The 19,477-nt window shown below is 69.4% G+C and carries 19 protein-coding genes and 1 pseudogene; 10 read left to right on the forward strand and 10 right to left on the reverse strand.

The window, feature by feature from the left end:
* Positions 1-25 precede the first annotated feature (25 nt).
* The 4 genes and pseudogenes from DEJ50_RS16280 to DEJ50_RS16295 all read left to right on the forward strand — a co-directional run bounded on the left by DEJ50_RS16280 (position 26) and on the right by DEJ50_RS16295 (position 2,672).
* Positions 26-403 carry a phage holin family protein gene (locus DEJ50_RS16280; protein ID WP_150208717.1) on the forward strand — a complete coding sequence of 126 codons (378 nt, stop codon included), beginning with the start codon at positions 26-28 and terminating at the stop codon, positions 401-403.
* Positions 404-458: 55 nt separating this feature from the next.
* Entirely contained in the window at positions 459-914 is a 456-nt protein-coding gene (locus DEJ50_RS16285) for a low molecular weight protein-tyrosine-phosphatase (RefSeq protein ID WP_190344965.1), read from the forward strand.
* Positions 915-939: 25 nt separating this feature from the next.
* A pseudogene (locus DEJ50_RS16290) lies at positions 940-2,124 on the forward strand (cystathionine gamma-lyase); the annotation flags it as partial.
* Between the two features lie 68 nt (positions 2,125-2,192).
* A complete protein-coding gene (locus DEJ50_RS16295) occupies positions 2,193-2,672 on the forward strand; it encodes an NUDIX domain-containing protein (protein WP_150208719.1) in 480 nt (159 codons plus the stop codon).
* A gap of 44 nt (positions 2,673-2,716) precedes the next feature.
* On the opposite strand, the gene DEJ50_RS16300 is transcribed toward DEJ50_RS16295, so the two are convergent.
* Complete coding sequence (locus DEJ50_RS16300) at positions 2,717-3,952, reverse strand: globin domain-containing protein (RefSeq protein WP_411757680.1); 1,236 nt, start codon at positions 3,950-3,952, stop codon at positions 2,717-2,719.
* On the reverse strand, positions 3,921-4,571 hold the full coding sequence (locus DEJ50_RS16305) for an HAD family hydrolase (RefSeq protein WP_150208720.1): 651 nt from the start codon (positions 4,569-4,571) through the stop codon (positions 3,921-3,923). The genes DEJ50_RS16300 and DEJ50_RS16305 overlap by 32 nt, the downstream gene beginning before the upstream one ends.
* Positions 4,572-4,672: 101 nt before the next feature.
* Between DEJ50_RS16305 and DEJ50_RS16310 the strand changes: the two genes are divergently transcribed.
* A complete protein-coding gene (locus tag DEJ50_RS16310; RefSeq protein WP_150208721.1) occupies positions 4,673-5,539 on the forward strand; it encodes a GNAT family N-acetyltransferase in 867 nt (288 codons plus the stop codon).
* Between the two features lie 28 nt (positions 5,540-5,567).
* The gene (locus DEJ50_RS16315; protein WP_150208722.1) at positions 5,568-6,020 is read left to right on the forward strand and encodes a GNAT family N-acetyltransferase; all 453 of its coding nucleotides are present in this window, start codon (positions 5,568-5,570) and stop codon (positions 6,018-6,020) included.
* 16 nt (positions 6,021-6,036) lie between these two features.
* On the opposite strand, the gene DEJ50_RS16320 is transcribed toward DEJ50_RS16315, so the two are convergent.
* Complete coding sequence (locus tag DEJ50_RS16320; RefSeq protein ID WP_150208723.1) at positions 6,037-7,431, reverse strand: serine hydrolase domain-containing protein; 1,395 nt, start codon at positions 7,429-7,431, stop codon at positions 6,037-6,039.
* A 10-nt stretch (positions 7,432-7,441) separates the two neighbouring features.
* Positions 7,442-8,920: a replicative DNA helicase gene (gene dnaB / locus DEJ50_RS16325; RefSeq protein ID WP_150208724.1), complete on the reverse strand. Its 1,479-nt coding sequence runs from the start codon at positions 8,918-8,920 to the stop codon at positions 7,442-7,444.
* 435 nt (positions 8,921-9,355) lie between these two features.
* Between dnaB and DEJ50_RS16330 the strand changes: the two genes are divergently transcribed.
* Positions 9,356-10,693 carry an MATE family efflux transporter gene (locus tag DEJ50_RS16330; RefSeq protein WP_150208725.1) on the forward strand — a complete coding sequence of 446 codons (1,338 nt, stop codon included), beginning with the start codon at positions 9,356-9,358 and terminating at the stop codon, positions 10,691-10,693.
* Between the two features lie 87 nt (positions 10,694-10,780).
* Here DEJ50_RS16330 and rplI read toward each other — a convergent pair whose 3' ends face one another.
* From rplI to rpsF, 4 genes are all read right to left on the reverse strand, one after another.
* Positions 10,781-11,227 (reverse strand): 50S ribosomal protein L9, encoded by a 447-nt coding sequence (gene rplI, locus DEJ50_RS16335; protein WP_150208726.1) that lies wholly within the window; start codon positions 11,225-11,227, stop codon positions 10,781-10,783.
* 18 nt (positions 11,228-11,245) lie between these two features.
* Positions 11,246-11,482 (reverse strand): 30S ribosomal protein S18, encoded by a 237-nt coding sequence (rpsR, locus tag DEJ50_RS16340; RefSeq protein WP_005315025.1) that lies wholly within the window; start codon positions 11,480-11,482, stop codon positions 11,246-11,248.
* Between the two features lie 43 nt (positions 11,483-11,525).
* Positions 11,526-12,113, reverse strand: coding sequence for a single-stranded DNA-binding protein (locus tag DEJ50_RS16345; RefSeq protein ID WP_150208727.1), 588 nt, complete (start codon positions 12,111-12,113; stop codon positions 11,526-11,528).
* Positions 12,114-12,185: 72 nt separating this feature from the next.
* Positions 12,186-12,476 (reverse strand): 30S ribosomal protein S6, encoded by a 291-nt coding sequence (gene rpsF / locus DEJ50_RS16350; RefSeq protein WP_004950685.1) that lies wholly within the window; start codon positions 12,474-12,476, stop codon positions 12,186-12,188.
* 239 nt (positions 12,477-12,715) lie between these two features.
* On the opposite strand from rpsF, the gene DEJ50_RS16355 reads away from it, so the two are divergent.
* The 3 genes from DEJ50_RS16355 to DEJ50_RS16365 all read left to right on the forward strand — a co-directional run bounded on the left by DEJ50_RS16355 (position 12,716) and on the right by DEJ50_RS16365 (position 15,319).
* Positions 12,716-13,030 carry a hypothetical protein gene (locus DEJ50_RS16355; protein ID WP_150208728.1) on the forward strand — a complete coding sequence of 105 codons (315 nt, stop codon included), beginning with the start codon at positions 12,716-12,718 and terminating at the stop codon, positions 13,028-13,030.
* Positions 13,031-13,137: 107 nt separating this feature from the next.
* A complete protein-coding gene (locus DEJ50_RS16360) occupies positions 13,138-14,256 on the forward strand; it encodes a lipid II:glycine glycyltransferase FemX (protein ID WP_150208729.1) in 1,119 nt (372 codons plus the stop codon).
* A 31-nt stretch (positions 14,257-14,287) separates the two neighbouring features.
* Entirely contained in the window at positions 14,288-15,319 is a 1,032-nt protein-coding gene (locus tag DEJ50_RS16365; RefSeq protein ID WP_150208730.1) for an alanine racemase, read from the forward strand.
* Here the strand turns inward: DEJ50_RS16365 and DEJ50_RS16370 are convergent.
* Complete coding sequence (locus tag DEJ50_RS16370) at positions 15,292-16,761, reverse strand: glycosyltransferase family 87 protein (protein ID WP_150208731.1); 1,470 nt, start codon at positions 16,759-16,761, stop codon at positions 15,292-15,294. The genes DEJ50_RS16365 and DEJ50_RS16370 overlap by 28 nt on opposite strands.
* 23 nt (positions 16,762-16,784) lie before the next feature.
* A complete protein-coding gene (locus DEJ50_RS16375; protein WP_150208732.1) occupies positions 16,785-19,412 on the reverse strand; it encodes a transglycosylase domain-containing protein in 2,628 nt (875 codons plus the stop codon).
* Positions 19,413-19,477: the final 65 nt, after the last annotated feature.

Genomic DNA, 19,477 nt, shown 5'->3' on the forward strand with positions numbered 1-19,477 from the left:
CCGCTTCTCTGCAACGATCGGTCTCATGACGAACTTCGTAGTCAAGACGCTCGCCAACGCAGCCGCCCTGGCCGTGGCCATCTGGCTGGTCTCCGGCATCACCCTGACCGGGGCGAGCACCGGCGACAAGGCCATTGCCCTGATCCTGGTCGCACTGGTCTTCGGACTGGTGAACCTCATCGTCAAGCCGGTGGTGAAGCTGCTCTCGCTGCCGCTGTTCATCCTCACCCTCGGATTGTTCACCCTGGTCGTGAACGCTCTGATGCTGATGCTCACCTCCTGGCTGGCCGGCAAGCTGAACATCGAGTTCCATGTCGAGGGCTTCTGGAGCGCCGTGGTCGGCGCCCTGATCATCTCCATCGTCTCCTGGGCCGTGAACCTGGCCCTGCCCGACCGGAGCTGAGCCGCCCGTGTACCGCGTCTGCTTCGTCTGCACCGGAAACATCTGCCGCTCGCCGATGGCCGAGTCGGTCTTCCGCGCACACGTCACCGAGGCCGGCCTGGACGGCCTGGTCCTGGTCGACAGTGCCGGCACCGGCGGCTGGCACGAGGGCGACGGCGCCGACCCGCGCACCGTCTCCGTCCTCGAATCCGCCGGCTACCCGCAGGACCACCGGGCCCGCCAGTTCCGGGCCGCCTGGTTCGCCGAACTCGACCTTGTCATAGCCCTGGACACCGGCCACCTGCGCGACCTCCGCCGGCTGGCCCCCACCCCTGCGGACGCCGCCAAGGTGCGGCTGTTGCGCTCGTACGACCCGGCCGCCGACCCCACCGGCGGCGAAGCGGGCATGGACGTGCCCGACCCCTACTACGGCGGGCTCGACGGTTTCGAGGACTGCCTGGAACTGGTCGAGGCCGCGAGCGCCGGTCTACTGGAAGCCGTACGCCTGGCAGTGAAGGAACAGAACACATGACCTCCTCCCCCCACCCCCGCGCGGCTCTGCTCTCGGTGAGGGCACCAGGGCCGTCCGCGCCGGTCTCCCCGAGCCGGTCAAGAACCAGCCCACCCTGCCCGGACCGGTCTTCGCCTCGCACTTCCACCTGCCCGGCGAGGTCGACGGCCCGTACACCTACGCCCGCGACGCCAACCCCACCTGGACCCTGCTGGAACGGGCCATCGGGGAACTGGAAGCACCCCGCGACGGCTCCGCCGGCACCGCGGGGCACCCCGGTCCCCCGGAGACGGTCGTCTTCGCCTCCGGTATGGCCGCCGTCTCCGCCGTGCTGCTCTCCCAGGCTCGCGCCGGCGACACCGTGGTACTGCCCGACGACGGCTACCAGGCCCTGCCCCTGGTCCGCGATCAGCTCCAGGCCTACGGGGTCCAGGTGCGCACCGCGCCCACCGCCGCGGACGCGCAGCTCGAGGTGCTCGACGGAGCCCGGCTGCTGTGGATCGAATCCCCCTCCAACCCGGGGCTCGACGTGTGCGACATCCGGCGGCTGACCGAAGCCGCCCACGCCGGCGGCACCCTGGTCGCCGTCGACAACACCCTCGCCACCCCGCTCGGCCAGCGGCCCCTGGAACTCGGCGCGGACTTCTCCGTGGCCAGCGGCACCAAGGGGCTCACCGGCCACGGAGACCTGTTGCTCGGCTACGTCGTCTGCCGGACCCCCGAACTCGCCGTCCGGGTCCGGCAGTGGCGCAAGATCGTCGGCGCGATCCCCGGCCCCATGGAGGCCTGGCTCGCCCACCGCTCCCTCGCCACCCTCCAGCTGCGCACCCTCCGCCAGTGGGCCAATGCGCTCGCCGTCGCCGAGGCCCTGGCCACCCGTCCCGACGTGGCAGGACTCCGCTACCCGGGCCTGCCCACCGACCCCTCGCACAAGACCGCCACCCGGCAGATGCACGGTTATGGCTCGGTGGTCTCCTTCACCCTCTCCGACCGCGCGCACGCCGACCGCTTCCTGCGGGAGCTGACCCTGGTCGAGGACGCCACCAGCTTCGGCGGGGTCCGGTCCACCGCGGAACGACGGGGGCGCTGGGGCGGGGACGCCGTCCCCGAGGGCTTCATCCGCTTCTCTGCCGGCGCCGAGGACACCGAGGATCTGGTCGCCGATGTGCTCAGGGCTCTGGACAGCGCGCTCGGTGAGGCCGGGGAAGCCGGGCCGGCCGACGACCGCTGAGCCGGAACCCACCGCCGCCGATGGACCGGAAGCGTTTCAGAACCGGAGGACTGGGCCACTCTTCTCCCATGACCGAACGTCCCGTGGTCAAACGCACCGCCCGCGCGATCTTGCTCGACGGTGATGACCTGATCCTGATCAAGCGCACCAAGCCCGGACTCGACCCGTACTGGCTGACTCCCGGCGGCGGGGTGGAGGCCTCCGACGCCACCGTCGTCGACGCCCTGCACCGCGAGGTCCATGAGGAGCTCGGCGCAAAAATCACCGATGTGGTGCCCTGTTTCGTGGACACCGTCGAACACATCGCCTCCGGCGGCGTGACGGGCTGCAAGGTGCAGCACTTCTTCGTCTGCCGCCTCGAATCCATGGACCCCAGCCTGCGCCATGGCCCCGAGGTCGAACATCCGGAAGGCGAATACGAGATCGTCCGGGTGCCGTTCACCCGGGTCGGTATCGCCGCGGTCCATCTGGTCCCACTGTCCCTGCGGCACTACCTCGACGGAAACATCGAGGGCGTCCGCGCCATGCACGCGCCCGACCTGGGCTGAATCCACCCGAGCTGAACCCCCAGCGGGCTGAGGGGCCCGGCCCCTCAGCCCGCTACACCCGCTCCGGCCAGCTCCTCGACCGCGTCGTGCCGAATCCGTTCTCTCGGTATCCCGATCCGCTCCAGCGCATCCACCCCGCTCCGGATCAGCCCGGGCGGACCCGATATGAACGCGTCGTACGAGTTCCACGGCCCGTGCTTGCCCACCGCCTGGGGCAGCTGCCCGGCCAGCCCGTCACCCACCACGGGACGTACCGACAGCCACGGATGCGAACGCTGGAGGCCCAGCAGGGTGTCCTTGTCGTACAGGTCGCTATCGCAGCGGGCCCCGAAGAACACCTCCACCGGACGCCGCTCACCGTGCTCGGCCACGTCCTCGATCAACGCCTTGATCGGGGCGATGCCGGTGCCACCTCCCAGGCAGAGCATTCCGTTGTCCGTGCTGTGGTCCACCACCATCGAACCGGCCGGCGGACCCAGCCGCAGCACGTCCCCCGGCCGGGCGTGCCGGACCAGGGCATTGGAGACCCAGCCCGCCGGCACCGCCTTGACGTGGAAGGACAGCAGCCCGTCTGCCCGTGGTGCCGAAGCGAAGGAGTAGTGCCGCCACACCCGGGGCCACCACGGGGTCTCCAGGCTCGCGTACTGCCCCGCCAGGAAGGGGTACGGCCGGTCGGGACGGACCGTCACCACTGCGATGTCCGCGGTCCGCAGATCGTGGGAGACCACCTCGGCCTGCCACCAGGCCGGGGCATGATGCTCGTCCTGTGCCGCCGCATCGATCATGATCTGAGAGATCGCCGTGTACGCCCGCACCCACGCGGCCTCTGCCTCCGGCCCCCAGGTCCGCTCGGCGTAGCGAGACAGGGCCCCGATCAGTGCCTCGCCGACCACCGGATAGTGCGCGGCCTGGGTGCCGTACTTACGGTGTCCCATGCCCAGCCGGCGCAGATAGGGGGTGAGCACCTCCGGGTCGTCGATGTGCTCGGCCGCGGTGAGCAACGCTTTCAGCAGCCGGTCGCGCTGGGCGTCCATCGCCGCCGGGAACATCGACCGCACTTCGGGGTGACGCGTGAACACCAGCGCATAGAAGTAGGAGGTCACCTTGTCGGCAACGGGCGCTATCTCCGTGAGGGTGCGGCGGATGAGCACGGCATCGGGGGAGGGCTCCATGGCTTCGCAGCATGCCAGCCGGGCACCGGCCCCGCGGGCATTTGCGCAAAATCCACGCTTCGAACCCACTTCCCCCTTACGATGTCTCAACTCCCGGGCGTGCCACAGTCACCAGCTGATATGCCTCCCGAAGGTCCCGGCCCTGGTACACGTGGGTGGCACGCTCCGCGAGATACGGCCGGGCATTCACCGCCACCGAGACCGGCACCGCCCCGAAGAGCACGGCATCGGTCATCGAATCCCCGTAGGCCACACAGTCCGCCCGGTCCAGTCCGAACCGCTTGCACAGCCGGTCCGCGACCGTCAGCTTGTCCTCCGGCGTAAGGATCCCGGTCACATCCACCGGCCGGGTGAAGGGCACCTCCGGGAAGACCGAGCCATGCGCCGCATGCGCACCCCACTCCAGCAGGAGCTCCACGAAGAAGGACGGGGAGAGCGAGATCACCGCGCAGTACTCGCCCCGTGCGCGGATCTCCCGCCAGACTTCGCGGATGCCCGCCAGCCACGGTGCTCCCTCGAACGCGGCCCGGACATGCGCGGGGGTCAGATGCGCCCACAGCGCGTGCACCCCCACCGCAAACTCCGGCGGTCCGATCTCCCGTGCGCTGAATGCCCGCTCCAGGTCCGCGATCTCCGCCAGCAGACCCAGCTGCCGGGACAACTCCACCGGCGCCGCTGATCCGTACATCAGAGTGCCGTCGAGGTCGAAGAGATGCAGGCGGGTCATAGCCCTCGAGGCTAGTGGGTCCGTTTCACGTGAAACACCGTGTTTCACGTGAAACATCAAATCCTCTGGACGCCCCTCAGCCGGTGATCCACTCTGGGCCGGTGACACCATCACACCTCACCGACCGCCCGATCCGCCCGCTGACCGTGGACGATCTCGCCCACTGCACCGACCTCTCCGTGGACCGCGGCTGGCATCGCGAAGACCACAAATGGGCCTTGCTGCTTACTGCGGGCACCGGGTACGGCATCGACGCACCCGACGGACGGGGCCTGGCCGCCGCCTGCACGGTCACGCGCTATGGCACGGCACCCGACCTCGCGGCCATCGGCATGGTCCTCGTCGCCGAGCGCTATGCCCGCCAGGGCCTCGGCCGGCACCTGATGACCCAGGTGTGCGACGGGATCCTCAAGGGCATCCCGCTCACCCTCCATGCCACCCCCTATGGCCGCCCCCTGTACGAGCAGCTCGGCTTCACCGCCGTCGGCCATGCCGAGATGCTCCGCGGCACCTTCCGTCCCGAGCCCGGTATCGACACCTCCCGGGTCCGGCCCGCCGTCGCCGCCGACCTGCCGCAGATCGTGCGCCTGGACCACGAGGTCCACGGCACCGACCGGACCCACCTGCTCGCCCGGCTCCCGGCCTTCTCCCGCCGACTGCTGGTCTCCGAGGACCGCAGCGGCGCCCTGACCGGCTACGCCGCGGCCTGGCCCAATACCGACAGCGACGTGATCGGCCCGCTGATCGCCGCCGAGACCGAAACGGCCAAGGCCCTGGTCACCGCCCTCGCCGCCGGCACCGACCGGCCCCTGCGGACCGATATCGACGTACGGCACGAGGACCTGCTGAGCTGGCTGACCGCCTGCGGCCTGGAGCCCATCGCCGGCAACACGGTGATGACCCGCTCGCTCCCCGCCCTGCCGGGCATCTGGTCCCGCCGCTTCGCACCCCTCACCGTCGCAGCCTGACCCGCACACCAGAAGGAACGGCACCGCCATGACCGACCTGACCATCCGGCCCGCCACCGAGGACGACCTGCCCGCGATCGTCGCCATGCTCGCCGACGATCCGCTCGGCGCCACCCGCGAGTCCCCCGAGGACCTCACCCCGTACCAGGACGCGCTCCGGCGCATCACGAAGGACCCCCACCAGCGCATCGTGGTCGCCGTACGCGGCGCACGCGTGGTCGGCACCCTCCAGCTCACCATCGTCCCCGGCCTGTCGCGCAAGGGGTCGACCCGTTCCATCGTCGAGGGTGTCCGCGTCCACGCCGACGAACGCGGCAGCGGCCTCGGCACCCTGTTCATGGAATGGGCGATCGAGGAGTCCCGCCGGGAGAACTGCGCTCTGGTTCAGCTCACCTCCGACGTGAGCCGCACCGACGCCCACCGCTTCTACGAGCGCCTCGGCTTCACCGCCTCCCACCTCGGCTTCAAGCTCCCGCTCTGAACCGCCCGCCCGATGCCTAGCCGATGCCCCGCCAGCCCTCCGGGTCCACCCCGCCGGGCACCGGGGCATCCGGGGCGTAGGGCTGCCGCGTGAACACGAACGAGCACAGGTCCAGATGGCCGACCGTGCCATCGGGCCGGCGCACCGCCCGCAGCTGCTCACCCGCGTAGTAGCCCGCCAGCCCCGTCCAGGTACCGTCCGGGGCGGACCGGAACCGGGCGGCCCGGCCCGTCGCACCCACCGGGGTCAGCTCCAGCAGCCCGTCGGCCGTCAGCCGTAGCACGAACGGCGCGGCTCCCCAGTACCAGGGACCGACCAGCTCCAGCGCCACCGGATCCGCTTCCCGGAACGGCCGCCACGGCTCCGGGATCCGCGGCTCCGCCTCGGCCACCAGGCGCACCAGATCCGTCGCCACCGTCGACGCGGGCAGCCCCGAGGTGCAGTTGGCCAGCACCACCGCCGCCACATCGTCCGACTCACCGAACCACAGCCCGGCCACGAACCCCGGCAGCGAGCCGCTGTGCCCGGCCAGCTTCCGGCCGCCCGATTCCAGCAGCTGAAGGCCGAGGCCATAGCCCCCGTCGGCGATCCCCGGCTCGGGCGGCGAGGCCGCCGTACGCATCTCACGCACCGAATCCGCGCCCAGCACCCGGTCGTCCCCCTGCATCAGGAACACCGCGAACCGCGCCAAGTCCCGGGTGGTCGACCACAGTTGACCGGCCGCGGCCATCAGACCCAGATCCTCCGCGGGCTCCGGCATCATCACGTCCGCCCATGGATGCACCGCCCAGCCACCCGCATGCGGCTGCTCCGGATGCACGCCCGTGCGGTCCAGCCCGAGCGGTTCCAGTACCTCGGCCTGTAGCACCTCGGCCCAGGGCCTGCCCCGGACTGCCTCGATGAGCGAACCCAGCAGGGTGTAGCCGGGGTTGGAGTAGTGGTGCCGGCGCCCGGGCGGCTGCCGGAACGGCTGCGCGCCCAGTACGTCCGCCAGACCGGGCCGCAGCTCGGCGGGCGTCCGCTCCCACCACTCGCCGGGGGTCTCGGCCGCCAGACCCGCCGTGTGCGAGAGCAGTTGAGCAATGGTCACCTCGCCCGCTCCGGTGCCCGGAAGGTACTTCCCCAGGGGGTCGCCGAGGTCCAGCAGCCCCTCGTCCCGCAGCCGCAGCACCAGCACCGCTGTGAAGGTCTTGGTGATCGAACCGATCCGGTACTGGACATCACCGTCGGGGCCGTGCCCGGGCATCATCGTCCGGGAACCCTCCCAGACGATCTCTCCGCCCCGGGCCACGGCCGCCACCAGCGAAGGCGACCGCCCGTCTGCCTGGGCGACCGCAATCCGGTGGAGCAGCGACCGGCGCGTGGCGGGAAGCAGGGCTGCGAGGGGCGCGTCCTCAGGCATGTCAGTCATGCCCGGGATGCTACGTGTTGGCCATGTCCACGAACCGCGAATAGTGGCCTTGGAAGGCCACGGTGATGGTCGCCGTCGGGCCGTTACGGTGCTTCGCCACGATCAGGTCCGCCTCGCCCGCGCGCGGCGACTCCTTCTCGTACGCGTCCTCACGGTGGAGCAGGATCACCATGTCCGCGTCCTGCTCGATGGAACCCGATTCACGCAGGTCCGAGACCATCGGCTTCTTGTCCGTCCGCTGCTCCGGGCCACGGTTCAGCTGCGACAGTGCGATGACCGGCACCTCCAGCTCCTTGGCGAGCAGCTTGAGGTTACGCGACATGTCCGAGACCTCTTGCTGACGGCTCTCGGGGCGCCGGGCGCCGCCCGACTGCATCAGCTGGAGGTAGTCGATGACCACCAGAGAGAGGTCGTTGCGCTGCTTCAGCCGACGGCACTTCGCGCGGATCTCCATCATCGACAGGTTCGGCGAGTCGTCGATGTAGAGCGGCGCCGCCGAGACGTCCGGCATCCGGCGGGCCAAGCGCGTCCAGTCGTCGTCCGTCATCGTGCCCGACCGCATGTGGTGCAGAGCCACCCGCGCCTCTGCCGACAGCAGGCGCATCGCGATCTCGTTGCGGCCCATTTCGAGGGAGAAGATCACGCTCGGCAGGTTGCTCTTGATCGAGCAGGCCCGGGCGAAGTCCAGCGCCAGCGTGGACTTACCCATGGCCGGACGGGCCGCGATCACGATCATCTGGCCCGGGTGGAGGCCGTTGGTCAGCGAATCCAGGTCGGTGAACCCGGTGGGCACTCCCGACATCTGGCCGCTGCGCGAGCCGATGGCCTCGATCTCGTCGAGCGCGCCTTCCATGATGTCGCCGAGCGGCAGGTAGTCCTCGGAGGTCCGCTGCTCGGTGACCGCGTAGATCTCCGCCTGGGCGCTGTTGACGATCTCGTCGACGTCGCCGTCGGCCGCATAGCCCATCTGCGTGATCTTCGTACCGGCCGCCACCAGCCTGCGCAGCACCGCCCGCTCGTGGACGATCTCCGCGTAGTACTCGGCGTTCGCCGCGGTGGGCACCGACTGCACCAGCGTGTGCAGGTACGAGGCGCCGCCGACCTTGGCGATCTCACCTCGCCTGGTGAGTTCCGCGCCGACGGTGATCGGGTCGGCCGGCTCGCCCTTGGCGTAGAGGTCGAGGATCGCCTGGTAGATCGTTTCGTGGGACGGACGGTAGAAGTCGTGGCCCTTCAGGACCTCGACCACATCGGCGATCGCGTCCTTGGACAGCAGCATGCCGCCCAGCACGGACTGCTCGGCGTCCAGGTCCTGCGGCGGGACCCGCTCGAAGCCGCCCCCGCCGTCCCAGGAACCGCCCTCGCGGCCCCGCTCGTGCTGTTCGTCGCCACGGCCCCGGCCTTCTCCCCGGCGCGGACGGGAGACGGGCAGACGGTCACCGGGACCCGTGTCGGCCCAGGGGTCGTCCATGGGCTCGGGGATGCTCACCGGGCCGCCTCCTCCCGTCCGCAACGCGGACCTCGCCGTGTCACTCTTTCTACGACACGGCTCTGACATGTGGGGCACCCGAAACCGCGCTTCGGCGAGTCGGGCAACGCACAACGGTAGGGCCGCGGGCGACGTCAGCCAATCTTGTTATCCACAGGCTGTGTGGATGAGATGTGGATGACGGGGTCGAAGCTGTGGGTAACTCGCTTCCACCTGTGCACGGACCGGGGGACGGCGCTGTGGACAAAATCACCCAACCCGCCCCGATACCCCTCCTGACCTGCCCTTTCTTCATCCACCGACTGTGGGGGAGAAATTAATTCGGCACTGTCTCAAGATCGCCCCGGACGGGCTGCAGAGAACGCCCAAGTCAGCGCCACAGTAAGGACCTCTGGGGCATTGCATCCATTACCTGTGGAAGATTAGATTGAGCACATGACACAGGCCCCCGCGCTACCGAAGGCCGGCCCGAAACGGCATGACCGCGAGATACTCGCACTCGCCGTGCCCGCCTTCGGGTCCCTCGTCGCCGAGCCGCTGTTCGTCATGGCGGACAGCGCTATCGTGGGCCACCTCGGCACCCCCCAGCTCGCCGGTCTCGGCATCGCGGCGGCACTGCTCACCACCGGCGTCAGCGTCTTCGTGTTCCTCGCCTACGCCACCACCGCGGCCGTAGCCCGCCGGGTGGGAGCCGGGGACCTCCAGGCCGCCATACGGCAGGGCATGGACGGCATATGGCTGGCCCTGATGCTCGGCGCCCTGGTCGTCGTCGCCCTGCTGTCCTCGGCCCCCTGGCTGGTCTCCGCGTTCGGCGCCTCCGACACCGCCGCCCCGTACGCCCTCACCTACCTCAGGATCTCCGCGCTGGGCCTGCCCGCCATGCTGGTGGTCCTCGCGGCGACCGGAGTGCTGCGGGGCCTCCAGGACACCCGTACGCCCCTCTACGTGGCCATCGGCGGGTTCGCCGCCAACACCGTGCTGAACCTCGCCCTGGTCTACGGCGCCGGCCTGGGCATCGCCGGCTCCGCCTGGGGCACCGTCCTCGCCCAGTGGGCCATGGCCGCCGTCTACCTGATCGTGGTCGTCCGCGGCGCCCGCCGGCACGGTGCCTCCCTCCGCCCCGACCCGGCGGGAATCCGGGCCTGTGCACAGACCAGCGCCCCGCTGCTGGTCCGCACCCTCTCGCTGCGCGCCGCACTGATGCTCGCCACCGCGGTGGCGGCCCGGCTCGGCGACACGGACATCGCCGCCCACCAGATCCTGATCGCCCTGTGGAGCCTGCTCGCCTTCTCCCTGGACGCGATCGCCATCGCGGGCCAGTCGATCATCGGCCGCTATCTGGGCGCCGGGGACGCCGAAGGAGCCAGGGCAGTGGGACGCCGCATGGTGCAGTGGGGCATCGGTGCAGGCGCGGTACTCGGCCTGCTGGTCATCGTGACCCGTCCGCTGTTCATTCCGCTCTTCACCTCCGACCCGGCGGTGGAAGCCGCGCTGCTGCCCGCCCTGCTGGTGCTGGCCATCTCACAACCGATCGCCGGAGTCGTCTTCGTCCTCGACGGGGTACTGATCGGTGCCGGCGACGGCCCGTACCTGGCCAAGGCCATGCTGGTGACCCTGGCGGTCTTCGCGCCGGCCGCCCTGCTCGTCCCGGCTCTCGGGGGCGGTCTGACGATGCTCTGGTGGGCGATGACGCTGATGATGCTGGTCCGGATGGTCACACTGCAGCTGAGGGCCCGCTCGGGCCTCTGGCTGGTCACCGGTGCCACCCGCTGACGCCGCTGTCCGCTGGCGCCGCTGTTTCACGTGAAACATGACGAAAGGGCCGCACCCTGAGGGGTGCGGCCCTTTCATGTGCAGCCCTTAGGCGGCGACGACCTCGACGCCCAGGTTCGCGACCACGTCGGCGTGCAGGCGCACGGAGACCTGGTAGGAACCGAGGGTCTTGATCGGCGCACCGAGCTCGACACGGCGCTTGTCGACCTTCGGACCACCGGAAGCCTCGATCGCCGCAGCGATGTCGGCCGGGGTCACGGAGCCGAAGAGACGGCCGGCGTCACCCGAGCGGGTGGCCAGACGGACCTTCGTGCCCTCGAGCTTGGCCTTGACCTCGTTGGCCTGCTCGATGGTCGCGATCTCGTGGATCTTGCGGGCGCGGCGGATCTGCGCCACGTCCTTCTCGCCACCCTTGGTCCAGCGGATCGCGAAACCACGCGGGACCAGGTAGTTGCGAGCGTAGCCGTCCTTGACGTCGACGACGTCGCCGGCCGTACCGAGGCCGGAGACCTCGTGGGTCAGGATGATCTTCATTAGTCGGTCACCCTTTCCTTAGCGCGCGGTGGACGTGTAGGGCAGCAGCGCCATCTCACGGCTGTTCTTCACGGCCGTGGCGACGTCACGCTGGTGCTGCGTGCAGTTGCCGGTAACGCGGCGGGCACGGATCTTGCCGCGGTCGGAAATGAACTTCCGCAGCATGTTCGTGTCCTTGTAGTCCACGTAAGCGGTCTTGTCCTTGCAGAACGCGCAGACCTTCTTCTTAGGCTTGCGCACAGGCGGCTTCGCCATGGTGTTTCTCCTGTGTGATCAAGAAGTTTGGGTACGGGCTGCCCTAGAAGGGCGGCTCGTCCGAGTAGCCGCCGCCGGAACCGCCGGAGTTTCCACCCCAGCCGCCTCCGCCGCCCTGCTGCTGGCCGCCGGCCGGAGCGCTGGACGCCCAGGGGTCGTCGGAGGGAGCTCCGCCGCCCTGCTGGCCGCCGCTGGGGGCTCCGCCCCAGTTGCCACCGCCGCCGCCCTGCTGCTGGCCGCCGCCGTAGCCACCCTGGCCACCGCGACCGGAGGTCTTGGTGACCTTGGCCGTGGCGTTGCGCAGGCTGGGGCCGACTTCCTCGACGTCCAGCTCGAAGACCGTGCGCTTGACACCCTCGCGGTCCTCGTACGAGCGCTGGCGGAGCCGGCCCTGTACGACGACGCGCATGCCGCGCTGGAGCGACTCGGCCACGTTCTCGGCCGCCTGGCGCCACACCGAGCAGGTCAGGAACAGGCTCTCGCCGTCCTTCCACTCATTGGTCTGGCGGTCGAAGGTGCGGGGAGTGGACGCGACACGGAACTTCGCGACCGCCGCACCCGAGGGGGTGAAGCGCAGCTCGGGGTCGTCGACGAGATTGCCGACGACCGTGATGACGGTCTCGCCTGCCATGGATGAACCTCTCGGCGGGGATTGCTGCTGGCTGCTAGTGCTACTCGGACCCGATTACCGCTGAACCGAAGTTCAGTGGGTCTCGGGACGGAGGACCTTGGTCCGGAGGACCGACTCGTTCAGGTTCATCTGGCGGTCGAGCTCCTTGACGACCGCAGGCTCGGCCTGCAGGTCGATGACCGAGTAGATGCCCTCGGGCTTCTTCTTGATCTCGTAAGCGAGACGACGACGGCCCCAGGTGTCGACCTTCTCGACCTTTCCGTTGCCCTCACGGACGACGGAGAGGAAGTTCTCGATCAGCGGGGAGACAGCGCGCTCCTCGAGATCGGGGTCGAGGATGACCATCACCTCGTAGTGACGCATGTGGAACCCACCTCCTTTGGACTCAGCGGCCACGGTCGTTCCGTGGCAGGAGGGTCGTGATGCGTGTTGCACGGCATCCGGCCGCTCGGAAGGACTCAGAGCAGACGGCAGACACCAGTGCAGTCGTACAGAGTACCTGCTCCCCTCCTTCCGGTTGAAATCCGGCAGGAGAGGACCACAATCTGTACACATCGGGTGTGCGCGATGCTATGCCCGCCTCAGCCAGGAGGTGCCTTCCGATGGCACAGGCAATGCGAAGCCGGTCCCCCATCTCCCTGCTCGCCACCGACGGCAAGCCCCATCCCCTTCAGGACGCCCTGCTCGCGGCAACACTGGTGCTGGGCGCCGTGGCGTTGATCACGGCCTTCTTCCCCGATCTGCACCTGCTCACCTCGTGGGCCGGGCTGATCGGGATCCTCACGGGCGGCTACGGACAGTTCATTTCCGAGACCACGCGCGAGCGTTTCGCACTGGTCGTCGGGCTGGGCGCGTCCGCGCTCGGCTTCTTCCTGGGCATGGCTCACGGAGGCCTGTTCGGCGGCCTGATCGGCTGACCGGGGCACCTTCGCGGCAGGGCGCCCCTTGTCCCCCGGATGGGTGGCGCCCTTGTCACAGTAGGCTTCGCGGCATACCCAGCGAAGCCGCCGGAGGAGCGCCCCGCATGAGCCTGTCCCTGAGGACCATCAGCCGAGAGCAGCATCTGGCTTATCTCCAGAGCCTGCCCTCGGCTAGTCACTGCCAGGTCCCGGCGTGGGCCGACGTGAAGAACGAGTGGCGGTCCGAGAACCTCGGTTGGTTCGACAAGTCCGGCGAACTCGTCGGCGCCGCCCTGGTGTTGTACCGCCAGCTGCCCAAGGTGAAGCGGTACCTGGCGTACCTGCCGGAGGGCCCCGTCATCAACTGGTACGCCCCCAATCTGGAGGAGTGGCTCCAGCCGATGCTGGCCCACCTCAAGCAGCAGGGTGCGTTCACCGTGAAGATGGGTCCGCCGGTGGTCATCCGCCGCTGGAACTCGGCCGCCATCAAGTCGGGCATCCAGGACCCGGAGGTCAAGCGCCTGCGCGATGTGGAGCCTTCGCACATCGAGCCCCGCGCCTTCGAGGTGTCGGACAAGCTGCGCCGGATGGGCTGGCAGCAGGGCGAGGACGGCGGCGCCGGATTCGGTGACGTCCAGCCGCGCTACGTGTTCCAGGTGCCGCTGGCCAACCGTTCGCTGGACGATGTCCTCAAGGGCTTCAACCAGCTGTGGCGCCGCAACATCAAGAAGGCCGAGAAGGCCGGCGTCGAGGTGGTCCAGGGCGGTTACGAGGACCTGCCCACCTGGCAGCACCTGTACGAGATCACGGCCGAGCGCGACAAGTTCCGCCCGCGCCCGCTCAGCTACTTCCAGCGCCAGTGGACGGCCCTCAACTCCGAGGACCCCAACCGGATGCGGCTGTACATCGCCAAGCACGAAGGGGAGCCGCTGGCCGCCGCCACGATGCTCACCGTCGGCCAGCACGTCTGGTACTCGTACGGTGCCTCGGCCAACCACAAGCGCGAGGTGCGCCCCTCGAACGCGATGCAGTGGCGGATGCTGCGGGATTCCTACGCCCTCGGCGCGAGCGTGTACGACCTGCGCGGTATCAGTGACACCCTGGACGAGAACGACCACCTGTTCGGTCTGATCCAGTTCAAGGTGGGTACCGGCGGCGAGGCCGTCGAGTACGTCGGCGAGTGGGACTTCCCGCTCAACAAGCTGCTGCACAAGGCGCTCGACATCTATATGTCGCGCCGCTGAGAGAACGCTGAGAGAAGGGGTCCGGACAGGCATGGCGCTCACGCTCTACGTCGACACCGCGCGCTGGCGTGCGCACCAGAAGCAGGTGTTCGACCAGTTCCCCGGGCTGATCCCGGTCTGCAAGGGCAATGGCTACGGGTTCGGCCACGACCGGCTCGCCGAGGAGGCGACCCGGCTGGGGACCGACATCCTGGCGGTCGGCACCACATACGAGGCCGCGAAGATCAAGGACATGTTCAGCGGCGACCTGCTGGTCCTGACCCCGTTCCGGCGGGGTGAGGACCCGGTGCCGCTGCCGGACCGGGTGATCCGCTCGGTGTCCTCGGTGGACGGGGTGCGCGGGCTGGTGGGTGCCCGGGTGGTCATCGAGTGCATGAGCTCGATGAAGCGCCACGGGGTGTCCGAGCAGGATCTCGGCATGCTGGCCGGGGCCATCGAGGACGTGCGGCTGGAGGGTTTCGCCCTGCACCTGCCCCTGGACCGGCCGGACGGCTCGGACGCCGTCGAGGAGGTCATCGGCTGGATGGACCGGCTGCGGGCCGCCCGGCTGCCGCTGCACACGATGTTCGTGAGCCACCTGCGGGCGGAGGAGCAGACCCGGCTCCAGCAGCAGTTCCCGCAGACCCGCTTCCGGGCCCGGATCGGGACCCGGCTGTGGCTGGGCGACCACGAGGCGACCGAGTACAAGGGGTCGGTCCTGGACGTCACCCGGGTGGCCAAGGGAGACCGGTTCGGCTACCGGCAGCAGAAGGCCGCCTCGGACGGCTGGCTGGTCGTCGTCGCCGGCGGCACCTCGCACGGGGTGGGCCTGGAGGCCCCGAAGGCGCTGCACGGGGTGATGCCGCGGGCCAAGGGCGTGGCCCGGGCGGGTCTCGCCACCGTCAACCGGAACCTTTCGCCGTTCGTGTGGGCGGGCAAGCAGCGCTGGTTCGCCGAACCGCCGCACATGCAGGTGTCGATCCTGTTCGTGCCGTCGGACGCGACGGAGCCGAAGGTGGGCGACGAGCTGGTCGCGCACCTTCGGCACACGACCACTCAGTTCGACCGTTCGGTCGACCGCTGACCCCACTCGACCCGCTGTCCCTCCGAGGGCGCCGCCTGCTGCGGCGCCCTCGCGGCGTCTCTGAGGACGAACACGTCCGGGGCGCCGTCGAGGATCCCGCCCGAGGGGTCGTCCGAGCCGTCCCGGCGTACCGGGTCCCGTTCGGGCCGCAGGATGTCGCGTACGACCATCGCGCACAGGTAGAGGGTGGCCAGCAGGTGGGCGGCGATCGCCAGCTGGTAGCCCTCCAGGGGCAGGCCCTGGTGCTTGTCGTTGCTGGTGGTGTACGCGAGGTACATCCAGATGCCGAGGAAGTACATGACCTCACCGGCCTGCCAGATCAGGATGTCGCGCCAGCGCGGGCGGGCCAGTGCCGCCAGCGGGATCAGCCACAGCACGTACTGCGGCGAGTAGACCTTGTTGGTCAGGATGAAGGCGGCGACGACCAGGAAGGCGAGCTGTGCGAACCGCGGTCGGCGGGGCGCGGTCAGGGCCAGCAGGCCGATGCCCGCGCAGAGCAGCAGGGTGAGCGCGGTGGCGAAGGTGTTGGCGCCTTCCAGGGGGTTCCCGGAGCGCTGTGAGATCAGCAGCCAGACGGAGCCGAAGTCGATGGGGCGTTCCTGGCTGAAGGTGTAGAATTTCGTCCAGCCCTCCCAGGCCCAGATCATCACGGGCAGGTTGACCAGCAGCCAGGAGCCCGCAGCGCCGAGGGCCGCGGTCCCGAAGGCCCGCCACTTCCCGGCCCGCCAGCACAGCACGAAGAGCGGGCCGAGCAGCAGGACGGGGTAGAGCTTGGCGGCGGTGGCCAGGCCGATGAGGATGCCGAAGGCCAGCGCCCGGCCGCGGGACCACATGAGCATCGCGGCGGCGGTCAGGGCGAGGGCCAGCAGGTCCCAGTTGATGGTTGCGGTGAGCGCGAAGGCCGGTGCGAGGGCGAAGAGCAGGGCGTCCCAGGGCCGACGGCGGTGGGTGCGGGCGACACAGACGGCGATGACGGCCGTGCAGGCCATCAGCATGCCGGCGTTGACCATCCAGTAGATCTGCTCGCGGTGCTGCATGGAGCCGCTGCCGGGGGTCAGCCAGGAGGCGATCTCCATGAACAGTCCGGTGAGTACGGGGTACTCGAGGTACTGCATGTCGCCGGGGAGCCGGTCGAAGTACGGGGTGAGGTTGTCGGCGAAGCCGCGTACCACGTACAGGTGCGGGATGTCGGAGTAGCAGGCGTGGGTGTACTGGGAGCTCGCGCCCTTGAACCACGCCCAGTTGTAGCAGGGCAGTTTCTGCACCATGCCCAGGGCGAACATGCCGAGGGCGACGAGGACCACGACCCGGACCGGGGTCAGCCAGTGGCCGCCGAACAGGGCGTGGCGGCCGAGCGGGCCGCCGATGATCTGGCTGCCTGCGGCGGCGACCTCGTCCTCCCGGGTGGGTGGTACGGGGTGGTCCTCGTGCACCTTGGTCATGCGTTCATCCTGCCGTACCGGGGTCAGCCGGTGTCCTCACCGGAGGGTCCCCAGATGGTGCTGCCGTCCGTTGAGCCGGAACCGCTGGTGGTACCACTGGTGGTTCCGCTGGTCGATCCGCTGGTGGTGCCACCCGGGCGGCCCGGCTTGCCGGACTTGCTCGGGGAGGGGCTGATGCCACCGGGGCCGCCGTTGGCTCCGCCGTCGCTCATCCCTCCGTTGTCGATGCCGGTGGTGGTGCCTGCATCGGAGTTGCAGTCCCACTGCCACGGCTTGCAGGAGGGCTTGCCGCCCTTCGACGGGCTCGGCGAGGGGGAGGGGCTGACCTCCTGCTTCTTCGATTCCGAAGGGGAGGGGGAGGGCGACGGGCTCGGGCTGGGGGACGGCGCGCCGGCCGAGTCGGCGGTGACGCCGATGTCCTCGGCCTCGGGGAACTTCTTGATCGGAAGGCCCTTCAGCGCGGCCTTCATGTAGTCGGTCCAGATCACGGCGGGGATGTCGCCACCGTGGATGGAGTCGACGCCACCGGTGCCGTTCATCGACTCGAGGGTCTTGACCTTGGCGTTGGGGTCGGTCCGGAAGAGGGTGACCGCGGTGGAGAGTTCCGGGGTGTAGCCGACGAACCAGGCCGACTTGTTCTTGTCGGTGGTTCCGGTCTTGCCGGCGGCCGGCCGGCCGAGCTTCTTGGCCTTGGTGCCGGTTCCGTTCTCGACGACGTTCTCGAGGACCTTGGTGACGTTGTCGGCGACGGCGTTGTCCATCGCCCGCTCCGCCTTGGGTGCCTCGAAGCCGGCCAGCTCCTCGCCGTTCTGGACCACCTTGGTGACGGAGAACGGCTCGCGGTGGGTACCCGAGGCGGCGAAGGTGGCGTAGGAGTCGGCCATCCGGATGGCGCTGGGGGTGGAGGTGCCCAGGGCGAACGAGGCGTCGTTGTTGGGGTTCATCGACTCCTTGAGGATGCCGGTGGCCTGGGCCACCTTGCGCACCTTGTCGTGGCCGACGTCGAAGACGAGCTGGGCGAACGGCACGTTGATGGACTTCTCCATCGACTCGTTCAGGGTCACGTAGCCGTAGGGGAAGGAGCTCTCGTTCTTCTGCCGGAACGGCTTGCCGGAGGCGTCGCGCAGCGGCTTGCCCGCCCGGTTGTTGATCACGGTGAGGTCGTTGGCCGGGTACTTGCTGTCGACGGAGAGGCCCTCGCCGTCGGAGTTCTGGGTGCCGTACTCCATGGCTGCGGCCAGCACGTACGGCTTCCAGGTGGAGCCGACCGGGACACCGGTGGTGTTGGCGTTGTTGTTGAAGTACTTCTGGTCCCAGCCCGGACCGCCGTACAGGGCGACGATGGCGCCGGTCTTCACATCGACGGAGGCGGCGCCGAACTGCACATTGGTGTCGTGGGCGGGCCGCTTCTTCGGGTCGAGGAAGTCCTTGCGGGTGTCGTCGACCGCCTTGGTCAGCGCGTCCACCCGGGGCTTCTGGAAGGTGGTGTAGATCCGGTAGCCGCCCTTGGCCATCTGCTCGACCGTGAGGTTCTTGGTCTTCATCACGTACTGCTTGGCCGTCTCGACCAGGTAGCCGGTCTGGCCGGTGAGCGAGCGGGCCTGCTCGGAGTCGATGAGCTTGGGGAAACCTGCGGCCTTGTGCTGGTCGCGTTCCTGCGGGGTCATCCGGCCGACCTCGACCTCGCGGTCGAGCACCCAGGCCCAGCGCTTCGCGGCCCGGTCGGCGTTGGCCTCCGGGGTGGCGGCGCTGCCGATGCCGCCGTCCGGGTTGTAGAGGTTGGGACCCTTGAGGACCTGGGCGAGGAAGGCGCTCTCGGAGGGCGTGAGGTGGTTGCAGTCCTTGCCGAAGTAGGCCCGGGAGGCAGCCTGGATGCCGTAGGCGTCGCGTCCGTAGTAGGCGGTGTTCAGGTAGCCCGCGAGGACGACGTCCTTCTCCTCGGTGACACCGAGCTTTATCGAGATGAAGAGCTCGGTGACCTTCCGCTTGAGGGTCTGCTCGGAGCTGAGGAAGGTGTTCTTGACGTACTGCTGGGTGATCGTCGAGCCACCCTGGGTGGAGCCGCCGGTGGCCATGTTGTAGACGGCGCGGCCCACGCCCATGGGGTCCACGCCCTTGTCGGTCTCGAAGGACGCGTTCTCGGCTGCGATCACCGCGTTCCGCATCGACTTCGGGATCTTGTCGATGGTGACGATCTGCCGGTTGGTGGTGCCACCGGTGGCCGCCATCTGGGAGCCGTCAGCCCAGTAGTAGACGTTGTTCTGGGCCTTGGCCGCCTTGTGGGGGTCGGGGGTGCCGACCATGGCGATACCGATGCCGGCGCCCGCCGTCACGATCGCGAAGAACCCCAGAGCGGTCCCGCCGACCAGCTTCCAGGACGGCATGAAGCGCTGCCAGCCGTGCTTGTCGGACCGCGGGTAATTGATGAACCGCTTGTCCGGCCGGCCGCGGCCGGAGCCGCGCTGGGCGGCCCGACGGGCCTCGGCACGGCTGCCGTGGGCGGTCTGACCGCCGTACGGGCCGCTGTGCGAGGTGGTGGGGACATCGCGTCCGGGCATGGCGCTGCGGCCGGTGCCGCGCTGGCCGGCCCGGCGGGACGCTGCTCGGCCGCCGCCCTGAGGCTGCGGCGGTTTGCGGCGGTGCTCGCTCATGGCGCACAGACTACGCACGTTCAAAACCCAACCAGTGCCGAAGTTCACCCCAAATCCGGCAACTT

It is taken from the genome of Streptomyces venezuelae (genome assembly GCF_008642295.1).
Classification (GTDB): Bacteria; Actinomycetota; Actinomycetes; order Streptomycetales; family Streptomycetaceae; genus Streptomyces; species Streptomyces venezuelae_C.

Bases quoted from the DNA above. Each gene is read 5' to 3' on its own strand.
- DEJ50_RS16280 (WP_150208717.1), top strand. From the start codon at position 26: ATGACGAACTTCGTAGTCAAGACGCTCGCCAACGCAGCCGCCCTGGCC.
- DEJ50_RS16285 (WP_190344965.1), top strand. From the start codon at position 459: ATGGCCGAGTCGGTCTTCCGCGCACACGTCACCGAGGCCGGCCTGGAC.
- DEJ50_RS16295 (WP_150208719.1), top strand. From the start codon at position 2,193: ATGACCGAACGTCCCGTGGTCAAACGCACCGCCCGCGCGATCTTGCTC.
- DEJ50_RS16305 (WP_150208720.1), bottom strand. From the start codon at position 4,571: ATGACCCGCCTGCATCTCTTCGACCTCGACGGCACTCTGATGTACGGA.
- DEJ50_RS16315 (WP_150208722.1), top strand. From the start codon at position 5,568: ATGACCGACCTGACCATCCGGCCCGCCACCGAGGACGACCTGCCCGCG.
- DEJ50_RS16320 (WP_150208723.1), bottom strand. From the start codon at position 7,431: ATGACTGACATGCCTGAGGACGCGCCCCTCGCAGCCCTGCTTCCCGCC.
- DEJ50_RS16330 (WP_150208725.1), top strand. From the start codon at position 9,356: ATGACACAGGCCCCCGCGCTACCGAAGGCCGGCCCGAAACGGCATGAC.
- rplI (WP_150208726.1), bottom strand. From the start codon at position 11,227: ATGAAGATCATCCTGACCCACGAGGTCTCCGGCCTCGGTACGGCCGGC.
- rpsR (WP_005315025.1), bottom strand. From the start codon at position 11,482: ATGGCGAAGCCGCCTGTGCGCAAGCCTAAGAAGAAGGTCTGCGCGTTC.
- DEJ50_RS16345 (WP_150208727.1), bottom strand. From the start codon at position 12,113: ATGGCAGGCGAGACCGTCATCACGGTCGTCGGCAATCTCGTCGACGAC.
- rpsF (WP_004950685.1), bottom strand. From the start codon at position 12,476: ATGCGTCACTACGAGGTGATGGTCATCCTCGACCCCGATCTCGAGGAG.
- DEJ50_RS16355 (WP_150208728.1), top strand. From the start codon at position 12,716: ATGGCACAGGCAATGCGAAGCCGGTCCCCCATCTCCCTGCTCGCCACC.
- DEJ50_RS16360 (WP_150208729.1), top strand. From the start codon at position 13,138: ATGAGCCTGTCCCTGAGGACCATCAGCCGAGAGCAGCATCTGGCTTAT.
- DEJ50_RS16365 (WP_150208730.1), top strand. From the start codon at position 14,288: ATGGCGCTCACGCTCTACGTCGACACCGCGCGCTGGCGTGCGCACCAG.
- DEJ50_RS16370 (WP_150208731.1), bottom strand. From the start codon at position 16,761: ATGACCAAGGTGCACGAGGACCACCCCGTACCACCCACCCGGGAGGAC.
- DEJ50_RS16375 (WP_150208732.1), bottom strand. From the start codon at position 19,412: ATGAGCGAGCACCGCCGCAAACCGCCGCAGCCTCAGGGCGGCGGCCGA.